This is a genomic window from Yoonia sp., from assembly GCF_046292185.1.
Taxonomy (GTDB): domain Bacteria; phylum Pseudomonadota; class Alphaproteobacteria; order Rhodobacterales; family Rhodobacteraceae; genus Yoonia.
In genome coordinates this window covers 17,626-27,792 of record NZ_JBKBQY010000043.1, presented here as the reverse complement: position 1 = coordinate 27,792, position 10,167 = coordinate 17,626, and the positions used below count along the sequence as shown (strand labels likewise).

Genomic DNA, 10,167 nt, shown 5'->3' with positions numbered 1-10,167 from the left:
CCCACCGGCATCGCGCATACGCGCCCGCAGGTCCTGCATTTCAGCAACTGTCATGCCTTCGTAGTGGGCGACCACTACAACGCCAGAGCTTTCAAAGATCTGGCCGAGTTCATCGACCAATTGTTCTTTTTGTGCTCTATCCACAGTTTCACTCCAAATTTGGTACCAGATATCTGGCACCGGCTCTCGTTTTTGCCGGGCAGCGGACCACCCGACAGTCGGTGTCCACGTAAACGGGGCGAGCCAAGTTGAACCGAGGAGAGCCTCGAAAAATTCTGGTCTATCCCGTCTCAGGCAGGAATTAACGGTTTTGCAACCAACCCACCGTCTCGGACGAATAAAGGCCCGAACGAATCAATCTTTCGGGCCTGTGATGGTGGTTATCGTCTACGCCACCCTTTGCCAAGGGCGGAAACGAAAATAGCAGGCCATAACGGACTGCCATCTGTTCAATGATCCGTGACCTGATCAGTTGCCGGTGGCAGAGGCCACGTCAACCGTCACGCCCGGACCCATGGTAGAGCTGACGGCGATCTTTTTCATATAAGTGCCCTTGGCACCCGATGGACGTGCCTTGCCGACGGCATCCACGAAAGCCAGCATGTTCTGTTCCAGTTGTTCAGCCGAGAACGACGCCTTGCCGATACCGGCATGTACGACACCGGCTTTTTCAGCTTTGAACTGAACCTGGCCGCCTTTGGCCGCTTCGACGGCTTCCTTGACGTCCATCGTCACGGTGCCGACGCGCGGGTTTGGCATCAGGTTACGAGGACCCAGCACCTTACCCAGACGACCGACGATGGCCATCATGTCAGGTGTTGCGATGCAACGATCGAAATCGATCGTGCCGCCCTGAATGCTCTCCATCAGGTCTTCTGCACCGACGATATCTGCGCCGGCAGCCTTGGCTTCGTCAGCCTTGTCGCCACGGGCGAAAACAGCGACGCGAACGGTTTTACCAGTGCCGTTGGGCAGGGTTACCGTGCCGCGGACCATCTGGTCGGCGTGACGCGGGTCAACACCCAGCTGCATGGAAATCTCGACTGTCTCGTCAAATTTCGCATTGGCATTGCCTTTGACCAAAGCGACAGCTTCGGACACTGAAACGTTGGCCTTGCCTTCAAAAGCGGCGCGGGCTGCGGTTGTACGCTTACCATATTTTGCCATTACTTGACCTCCACGCCCATCGACCGGGCAGAGCCCATGATGATCTGCATTGCACCTTCAATGGATGTCGCATTGAGGTCTTTCATCTTCGCTTCCGCGATCTCGCGCACTTGTTTCGCGGTGATCGAACCGGCGGATGCACGGCCGGGGGTCTTGGACCCGGATTGCAGCTTGGCCGCCTTCTTGATGTAATAGGACGCAGGGGGCGTCTTGATCTCGAAGGTAAAGGACTTGTCTGCGTAATAGGTGATCACGGTCGGGCAAGGCGCGCCTTTTTCCATATCTGCGGTCTTGGCGTTGAACGCCTTGCAGAATTCCATGATGTTGATGCCGCGCTGACCCAGTGCCGGGCCGACGGGCGGGCTTGGTTTGGCGTCGCCTGCTGCAACTTGCAGCTTGAGCATGCCGACTACTTTCTTGGCCATTGGCCTCTCCTTTTCAGCGGTGGGCTGATGCCCACCCTACATTGCCCCGCATTGGGGCGGTTATGCCGTGGTTCGGACCGGATTTAATCCGCGCCTCCCACGTCTGAACACGCAAGGTTACTGTTTGGAAACCTGCGTGAATTCCAGTTCGACCGGGGTGGCCCGGCCAAAGATCGACACCGTCACCTTGAGGCGCTGATGTTCTTCGTCGACATATTCGACCAGACCGTCGAAATCCTCGAACGGGCCGTCGTTGACTTTGACTTTCTCGCCGATCTCGAAATGGATCAGGGTGCGCGGGCTGTCCTCGCCCTCCTGAACGCGGCCAAGGATGGCCTGCACTTCGGCATCGCGCATCGGCATCGGGCGGCCCTGTGGCCCCAGAAACCCAGTGACGCGGTTGATCGAGTTGATCAGGTGATAGCCTTCATCCGACATTTCCATATGCACCAGCACATAGCCGGGCATGAAACGGCGTTCGGTCGTCACCTTCTTGTTGCGACGGACTTCGATCACTTCTTCGGTTGGCACCAACACTTCGTCGATCTGGTCGGACAAGCCTTTTTCTTCCGCTTTCGCGCGGATTGCCTCTGCGATCTTCTTTTCGAAGTTCGAAAGAACGCTTACCGAATACCAGCGTTTAGCCATCTGTCAGAGCACCTTGTCGTCACGAGGCCATGACAGCCCCTGGTTCAAATTGATCCCGACACAATTGCCGGTGTCGAAAATAAAAGCGGCGCGCAACTCGATTCGCCGCACGCCATATTTCCGAAGTTGCTTGCCATTACAGCCCCCACCGCGCGTTTTCAAGAGGGGGAGGGCAGATTATAGCTGTCGCGCCATCAGCCGCCGAAATAGCCCAGCACGCCGGACAGACCCATACGGATCAGGAAATCGACCAGTGAAAAGAACACAGCCGTCAAGGCGGCAAGGATGAACACCATGATAGTGGTCAGCACGACTTCACGGCGAGTCGGCCAGACGACCTTGGCCACTTCGGCGCGGACTTCTTGAATAAACTTCACGGGATTGGCGATAGCCATCAGCACGGTCCTTTATCGAAACTTGGGCGGACATACGGCTTTGCCAGATCGAATTCAAGCCCGCATGGCATCCGCCGCCCAAAGCGGATCAAGCAAGGTAACGCCAGGCATCGCCCCGATGGCCGCAATCTGGTCGCGATAGGCCGCATCGCCTGCGGCATGTTCGGCAGGTGAATAGGCGTCGATACGCGGATAACCTTCTGCGACCGGCAACAGGTACCGCATTTCATCGTGAAGCGGTGCGCCTTCGCCCATCCTTTGGCGGTGGATCAATTCGGCGATGGCAGCAGCGGAAAGGCTGCTGTTGACGCGCCGGTCCAGCGGTTTGACCGATCCTGCCGCAACGGTCCCCACAAGCCCTTCGCAAATCGTGGCGAAATGCGCGGCGTAGTCTTCGTAGCACCACACCACCAACCGCCCGACCCCAGGGACGGCGCGCATCTGGCTGACCAGATCGCACCAGTCCACGGCGCCCAGTGGGCTGAGGTAACGATATTGCGCCATGGTGCAAAGCTGCCCGGCCGCCAGTTTCTGGGAATAAACCGCATTGAGAAAACCCGTCGGCCGCCGGATCGCCATAAAAATATCAATGTCGCGGCCCAAAGCACGCGCAACCGCTTCCAGGCGGGTCGCGGCCTTGGGGTAATGACGCCGCAAAGGTGTGCGCCGATTGATTTTCGGTATGCCGATATAATTTTCTTCGCTGAGCAAAAGCTGATGTGGAGCCGCTTGATCCGACTCCAAATCGTCAGCCGCTATTGCCCGCATCGCCTTGACGACAGTCTGCCCCGGTTGGCGCAGTTGATCCGGCCCAAGATAGCGAACACCCTGCACGGCAAGCTCGTCTCTGACAGCCAAAAGTGATTTCTGCAGATGCGACGTGGCGGTTTTATGCACGCCGATGTGAAACGCCACCGAACACGAGTTATCAGACATCGGATGCTTGATCCTTCGGCCAACGCAAAGCGATCAGGCCTGGCAGGGGCATGGAGACTCGAACTCCAGACCTACGGTTTTGGAGACCGTCGCTCTACCAACTGAGCTATACCCCTAAGGCCGAGTGCCGGATTAGTCGCAAAACCGTCCCGGATCAAGAGCGAAGGTGGTGCAGACTTGTGTTCAATGCCAGAAATGTTGAAACAGACCCGCAGTACCCCACCGGAAGGCGAACCCATTGTCCCTGCGCAAGCGGATCGAACATTCAGAACGGCTGGCGGCGCTGCTGGCATGGCTCGCGGGTGGATATCTGGCGCTGTGCAACCGCACGACCCGCTGGCAGGTCGAAGGGCGCGACGATTTGCGCAGTGCCCTAACCAAAGGGCCTGTGCTGCTGGTCATGTGGCACAGCCGGTCGGTCATGGGCGCGCTGCATTGGCCGGTCGCAGACGGGCCGCTGTCGAGCCTTTACGATGCCTCGCCCATCGGGCGGGTGTCGGGGGCGTTGCAGCGACGGGTCGGGCTGCAATCAATGCAGATGTCGCGCAAGACGACCAATCTGGCGGCATCGCGCATCGTCTTGAAACGGGTGCGCGAAGGCGTCAGCATCGGGATGACCGGCGACGGCCCGCTCGGCCCCGTCGGTCGGGTCAAGGATGCGCCGCTGGAATGGGCGCGGGTGACTGGCGCGCCGGTCTTCTGCTACGCCTTCGCCACCACGCGCGGGCGACGGTTGAAAACCTGGGACCAGATGCTGGTGCCACGGATGTTCGGGCGCGGCGCGGTGGTTTTCGCCCGGTTCGATGGCGATATTCCCCGCAAATTACCCGATGCAGCGCGCGCGGCACTGCGCGAGGATCTGCGCCTGTTCATGGATGACACCACTGCGCGCGCCGATGCGCTGATCAGCCACGCGCCGCCCGTTTCAGCGCCGCCAGATCAGCCCCGACAATAGCGGCCTCATTGGCGGCGATGCGGTCTATATGCCAGTCCCACCAGGCGATTCTGTTCAGCGCGGCAATGATGTCTGGCGCAAATCGCAGGCGGAGCACCTTTGCCGGATTGCCCGCGACGATTGCATAATCCGGGACCTGCCCTGTCACCACGGCACCAGCGCCGATGATCACACCATTGCCGATGACAGCCCCCGGCATGATCCTTGCCCCTTGCCCTATCCAGACGTCATTGCCGATCATCGTATCCGGCCCTGGGTCGGGGATGGATGGGCTGCCCGGCCCGCCTTGGGTGAAGATCGCGAAAGGAAAACTGGAAAACCCGTCATGCCGGTGATTGGCCGAGGCCGTGATGAAAATCACGCCATCGGCGATCTGGCAAAATCTGCCAATCCGCAACATCTCGGGCGAGAAAGGGTAAATATAGGGCACAAGCCGGGCCGCCCAATCATCGGGCGGAACATGGGCGCTGGCATATGAGTAGGCGCCGACACTGATGCGCGGATGGTCGATGACCGCGGAGAGAAACACGGTGCCTGCATGGGCAGAACCATCAGGCAGGCGGACAGGATTGCGGGTTGCAGGATGTGGAAAGGGCATGAGGATACCTTTGTGCTGGAACAAAATCAGTTTCAGAACAGCGGACGATCCATCGTTGCCTCCCTTGGTTGTGGCGCGTTTATCGCAGAACAGCGCGCAAGAAAAGCCCACAACGCAAAAGGCCGCCCCGAAGGAGCGGCCTTTCGTTTGGCGTAGGGTGCGTCTCGACGCACCCCACAGGATGCCTTACAGCAGGATCTTCGACACAACACCGGCGCCGACGGTCCGGCCGCCTTCGCGGATCGCGAAACGCAGGCCGTCTTCCATGGCGATCGGGGCAATCAGCTCAACCTCAAACTTCAGGTTGTCGCCGGGCATCACCATTTCCGTACCTTCAGGCAGAACCACGGTCCCGGTCACGTCCGTCGTGCGGAAGTAGAACTGCGGGCGGTAGTTTGCAAAGAACGGTGTGTGACGACCGCCTTCTTCCTTGGTCAGAATATAGGCTTCTGCTTCGAACTTGGTGTGGGGCTTGACCGAACCGGGCTTGCACAGAACCTGACCGCGTTCCACGCCTTCACGATCCACACCGCGCAGCAGCGCGCCGATGTTGTCGCCAGCCTGACCGCTGTCCAGCAGTTTGCGGAACATTTCCACGCCGGTACAGATGGTTTTCTTGGTGTCGCGGATACCGACGATTTCGATCTCGTCGCCGACGTTGACCACACCGCGTTCCACTCGGCCGGTCACAACAGTCCCGCGGCCAGAGATCGAGAACACATCCTCGATCGGCATCAGAAACGGCAGGTCGACCGCACGCGCGGGTGTCGGGATGTATTCGTCGACAGCGGCGATCAGCTTGCGGATCGATTCTTCACCGATTTCAGGCTGGGTGCCGTTCATCGCATGCAGGGCCGAGCCGGGGATGATCGGGATGTCATCGCCTGGGTAGTCGTATTTGGACAGCAGTTCGCGGATTTCCATCTCGACCAGTTCCAGCAGTTCGGCGTCATCCACCTGGTCGACCTTGTTCATGTAGACGACCATGTAGGGAATGCCGACCTGACGGCCCAGCAGGATATGTTCGCGCGTCTGCGGCATCGGGCCGTCAGCGGCGTTCACAACCAGGATCGCACCGTCCATCTGGGCGGCACCGGTGATCATGTTTTTGACATAGTCAGCGTGGCCGGGGCAGTCGACGTGGGCGTAGTGACGGCTCTCGGATTCGTATTCGACGTGGGCGGTCGAGATCGTGATGCCGCGTGCCTTTTCTTCGGGCGCGCCGTCGATCTGGTCATAGGCGCGGAAATCGCCGAAATACTTCGTGATCGCCGCGGTCAGCGTGGTCTTGCCGTGGTCAACGTGGCCAATCGTGCCGATGTTCACGTGCGGTTTGTTACGTTCAAACTTTGCCTTTGCCATGGTCTGGCTCCTTCAACTTGATGTTTGGGGCGGCGGGAATAACCCCGCCCTTATGGGGGTGGCCCGTTGCACCATCGCGGGCCAATTATTGACTATTGCGCGGGAAATCAAGGGCAATGCCAAGCGGGAGGGGCGGTTTTGACGTTTCTGGCTCCGGCGCGGATAATTCTGCTGTGGCGATCTTAGTTAAACCGATTGTCACGCGGGAATCCGCGCGGGGCCATCCGGCCTGCGGTCGCCCGTTTGCCGATCCATTCCTCAAGCTCGGTCTGGGTGCGGGTGCGGCCTGCCGGGTCCAGCCACGCCAGCCCATCCGCCAGTGCAAAGGTCGTCGCATCCGACAACCCGCCGTCCTTGTATTTTTGCAGGCGGACGCCTTTGCCGCGTGTCATTTCAGGCAATTCCTCCAGCGCAAAAACCAGCACCTTGCGGTTTTCACCAACCACGGCGACATGATCGCCCGCGACGCGTTTGCAGACCACGGCCTTGCTGTCGCCAAGGTTCAGCACCTGTTTGCCCCCGCGGGTCTGGGCCACGACTTCATCCTCGGGCACCACAAAACCGTTGCCATCGGACGAGGCGAGCAGGATTTTCGCGCCGGGTTTGTGGATCAGGATATCGACAATCTCGGCCTCGTTCGGCAGGTCGATCATCAGGCGCAGAGGTTCGCCCATGCCGCGCCCACCGGGCAGATTGGCGGCGGACACAGTGTAGAACCGCCCGTTCGCGCCGAAAACCAGCAACTTGTCTGTCGTTTCGGCGTGGAAAGTGAAACGCGGGCCATCGCCATCCTTGAATTTCAGATCACGGGCAAGATCGATATGCCCGGTCATCGCGCGGACCCAGCCCATTTGCGAACAGACCACGGTGATCGGTTCGCGGTCGATCATTGCCTCCAGCGGGACATCGGGGACTTCGGTCGCCTGTGCAAAGGCGGTGCGGCGCGCGCCGCCGGGGCTGGTTTTGCCGAAAATCTTGCGGGTGTCGCGCAGTTCCTCGCCGATCCGCGCCCATTGCAGGGTTTCGTTGGACAGCAAAGCCTCGATTTCTGCGCGTTCCGCCGCCAGCCCGTCGCGCTCAGCGATCAGTTCGAGCTCTTCCAGACGCCGCAAGGACCGCAGGCGCATGTTCAGGATTGCTTCGGCCTGTACCTCGGTCAGGGCGATCTCGGGGTCGCCTGTTTTTGGCCCGACATAGTCTTTTTCAGATGTGGCGCGGGTATGGGGATGCGCCCAATCCTCGGCCATCAACGCAGATTTGGGTTCGTCGTCATAGCGGATGATGTCGATTACCCGGTCCAGATGCAGGAAGGCGATGATGAAACCTTCCAGCACTTCAAGACGGTGATCGATCTTGCCAAGGCGATACCGGCTGCGGCGCAAAAGCACCTCGCGCCGGTGGTCAAGAAAGGCGCGCAACACCTCTTTCAGCGAACAGACCTTCGGCGTCAGCCCGTCGATCAGCACGTTCATGTTCATGCTGAACCGGATTTCCAGATCGGAATTGCGGAACAACATGCCCATCAGCATGTCGGGGTCGACGGTCTTGGCGCGCGGTTCCAGCACGACGCGGACATCCTCGGCGCTCTCGTCGCGCACATCGGCCAGCAGCGGGACTTTTTTGGTCTGGATCACCTCGGCCAGTTTTTCGATCAGTTTCGATTTCTGGACCTGATAGGGAATCTCGGTCACGACGATCTGCCATTGGCCACGGCCCAGATCCTCGATCTCCCATTTCGCGCGCAGGCGGAACGAACCGCGACCGGTGCGGTAAGCTTCGGCCATGTTTTCCGCCGGTTCTACGATCACGCCGCCGGTGGGGAAGTCTGGGCCAAGAATGTGGTTCAGCAGGCTGTCATCGCCGGCACCGGGGAATTTTATCAGATGCAGGCAGGCGTCGATCAATTCATGCAGGTTATGCGGCGGGATGTTAGTGGCCATCCCTACGGCGATGCCGCTGGACCCGTTCGCCAGAAGATTGGGAAAACTGGCGGGCAGGACCGATGGTTCGGTCAGGCGGCCGTCGTAATTGTCACGGAAATCGACGGAATCTTCGGACAGCCCTTCCAGCAGCGCCTCGGCGGCGGCGGTCATCCGCGCCTCGGTATAGCGGCTGGCGGCGGGGTTATCGCCGTCGATATTGCCGAAATTTCCTTGCCCGTCGACCAGCGGGTAGCGGACGTTGAAATCCTGCGCAAGACGCGCCATCGCGTCATAGATCGCAGCATCGCCATGCGGGTGGAAATCACCCATCGTGTCGCCGCTGATCTTGGCGGATTTCAGGAAGCCGCCCGTCGGTGACAGCCGCAGGCGCGACATCGCATAAAGGATACGCCGGTGGACAGGTTTCAGCCCGTCGCGCGCATCGGGCAGCGCGCGGTGCATGATCGTGGACAAGGCATAGGTCAGATAGCGATCACCGATCGCACTGCGCAAAGATTCGGTTACGTCGTTGGGGCCAAGGGCGCTGTCGTTGTCATCATCCATGGACTGCGGTGTAGCGATCCCGATTTCAGCCGTAAAGCGTGGAAATGCACCGGCGGGCCTGCTTGCCCTTTGCCCGGGGTTTCGGCAAAGCTGCGCCATGACACAAAAAACTATCCTGATTACGGGGTGCTCATCGGGGATCGGCTATGATGCCGCGCATGGGTTGCGCGCGGCGGGCTGGCGGGTGTTCGCTTCCTGCCGCAAGGCAGAGGATTGCGCGCGCCTGCAGGCGGAAGGGTTCGACAGCCCCCGCATTGACTATACCGATGCGCAAAGCATCACGGATGGTCTGGCCGAGGTGCTGGCAGCCACCGATGGCACCCTTGATGCGCTTTACAACAACGGCGCGCATGCCCTGCCCGGCGCGGTCGAGGATCTGCCAGTCGATGCGCTGCGCGCCATTTTCGAGACGAATGTCTTTGGCTGGCACGCCCTGACCCGCGCGGTGATCCCCGTGATGCGCGCACAGGGACACGGGCGGATTATAAATTGTTCGTCGGTGCTGGGGCTGGTGGCGATCAGATGGCGCGGTGCTTATGTTGCGACCAAATTCGCGCTGGAGGGTCTGAGCGATGTGTTGCGACTGGAAATGGCCGATACCGGGATCAAGGTGATCCTGATCGAACCGGGGCCGATCACATCGGATATCCGTCGGAACGCAATTGCGCATTTTGAACGCTGGATTGACTGGAAAGGCTCTGCCCGAGCGGGACAATACGCCAGTCTGCTGTCGCGGCTTTACACCGACAGCGGGCCGGACCGGTTTGAACTGCCCCCCTCGGCGGTGACGAAAAAGCTGCTGCATGCACTGACCGCGCCCCGACCGAAGCCGCGCTATTACGTGACCCGGCCCACCTATCTCGCGGGGGTCATGCGCCGGTTGCTGCCGACGCGACTGCTTGATGCGGTGCTGCTGCGCGGATAGGGGTTTGCTATGAAGGCGCGCGGCACTAGATCGCGGTGACATGAATAAAGGAATCTGGAAATGATCAACGATCCCCTTTTCTGGCTGGTCGTCGTCGCCGTACTGCTGGTGCTGGGCATTCTGATGTTGGGTATCGGGTCCTTTGGCAAGGGTGGTGATTTTTATCGCAAGAATGCCAACAAGATCATGCGCTGGCGGATCGGCGCGCAATTCGTCGCGGTGATCCTGATCGTGCTTTTCGTTTATCTGCGCGGACAAGGGGGCTGAACC

The 10,167-nt window shown here is 59.9% G+C and carries 12 protein-coding genes and 1 tRNA gene; 3 read left to right on the top strand and 10 right to left on the bottom strand.

What is annotated here, in order from left to right:
• The 7 genes from rplJ to ACK4TM_RS09660 all read right to left on the bottom strand — a co-directional run.
• On the bottom strand, window positions 1-144 hold a 144-nt coding region (gene rplJ / locus ACK4TM_RS09690; RefSeq protein WP_409700373.1), incomplete at its 3' end, for a 50S ribosomal protein L10.
• Window positions 145-468: 324 nt separating this feature from the next.
• Window positions 469-1,167, bottom strand: coding sequence for a 50S ribosomal protein L1 (gene rplA / locus ACK4TM_RS09685; RefSeq protein ID WP_409700370.1), 699 nt, complete (start codon window positions 1,165-1,167; stop codon window positions 469-471).
• Window positions 1,167-1,592 carry a 50S ribosomal protein L11 gene (gene rplK / locus ACK4TM_RS09680; protein ID WP_409700367.1) on the bottom strand — a complete coding sequence of 142 codons (426 nt, stop codon included), beginning with the start codon at window positions 1,590-1,592 and terminating at the stop codon, window positions 1,167-1,169. The genes rplA and rplK overlap by 1 nt, the downstream gene beginning before the upstream one ends.
• 117 nt (window positions 1,593-1,709) lie before the next feature.
• Entirely contained in the window at window positions 1,710-2,240 is a 531-nt protein-coding gene (nusG, locus tag ACK4TM_RS09675; protein ID WP_322896031.1) for a transcription termination/antitermination protein NusG, read from the bottom strand.
• A gap of 194 nt (window positions 2,241-2,434) precedes the next feature.
• On the bottom strand, window positions 2,435-2,635 hold the full coding sequence (secE, locus tag ACK4TM_RS09670; RefSeq protein ID WP_409700363.1) for a preprotein translocase subunit SecE: 201 nt from the start codon (window positions 2,633-2,635) through the stop codon (window positions 2,435-2,437).
• Window positions 2,636-2,689: 54 nt separating this feature from the next.
• Window positions 2,690-3,571, bottom strand: a complete 882-nt coding sequence (locus ACK4TM_RS09665) for a hypothetical protein (RefSeq protein ID WP_409700360.1) — start codon at window positions 3,569-3,571, stop codon at window positions 2,690-2,692.
• A gap of 40 nt (window positions 3,572-3,611) precedes the next feature.
• Window positions 3,612-3,687, bottom strand: a tRNA-Trp gene (locus ACK4TM_RS09660).
• A gap of 122 nt (window positions 3,688-3,809) precedes the next feature.
• Between ACK4TM_RS09660 and ACK4TM_RS09655 the strand changes: the two genes are divergently transcribed.
• Window positions 3,810-4,526 carry a lysophospholipid acyltransferase family protein gene (locus tag ACK4TM_RS09655; RefSeq protein WP_409700357.1) on the top strand — a complete coding sequence of 239 codons (717 nt, stop codon included), beginning with the start codon at window positions 3,810-3,812 and terminating at the stop codon, window positions 4,524-4,526.
• Here the strand turns inward: ACK4TM_RS09655 and ACK4TM_RS09650 are convergent.
• From ACK4TM_RS09650 to ACK4TM_RS09640, 3 genes are all read right to left on the bottom strand, one after another.
• Window positions 4,477-5,124: a CatB-related O-acetyltransferase gene (locus tag ACK4TM_RS09650; protein ID WP_409700354.1), complete on the bottom strand. Its 648-nt coding sequence runs from the start codon at window positions 5,122-5,124 to the stop codon at window positions 4,477-4,479. The genes ACK4TM_RS09655 and ACK4TM_RS09650 overlap by 50 nt on opposite strands.
• A 186-nt stretch (window positions 5,125-5,310) precedes the next feature.
• Complete coding sequence (tuf, locus tag ACK4TM_RS09645; RefSeq protein WP_409700351.1) at window positions 5,311-6,486, bottom strand: elongation factor Tu; 1,176 nt, start codon at window positions 6,484-6,486, stop codon at window positions 5,311-5,313.
• 182 nt (window positions 6,487-6,668) lie between these two features.
• A complete protein-coding gene (locus ACK4TM_RS09640) occupies window positions 6,669-8,972 on the bottom strand; it encodes a DNA topoisomerase IV subunit A (RefSeq protein ID WP_409700348.1) in 2,304 nt (767 codons plus the stop codon).
• 97 nt (window positions 8,973-9,069) lie between these two features.
• On the opposite strand from ACK4TM_RS09640, the gene ACK4TM_RS09635 reads away from it, so the two are divergent.
• Together ACK4TM_RS09635 and ACK4TM_RS09630 are read left to right on the top strand one after the other, a co-directional pair.
• Window positions 9,070-9,897, top strand: a complete 828-nt coding sequence (locus ACK4TM_RS09635; RefSeq protein ID WP_409700345.1) for an SDR family oxidoreductase — start codon at window positions 9,070-9,072, stop codon at window positions 9,895-9,897.
• Window positions 9,898-9,957: 60 nt separating this feature from the next.
• On the top strand, window positions 9,958-10,164 hold the full coding sequence (locus tag ACK4TM_RS09630; RefSeq protein ID WP_409700342.1) for a twin transmembrane helix small protein: 207 nt from the start codon (window positions 9,958-9,960) through the stop codon (window positions 10,162-10,164).
• Window positions 10,165-10,167 lie beyond the last annotated feature (3 nt).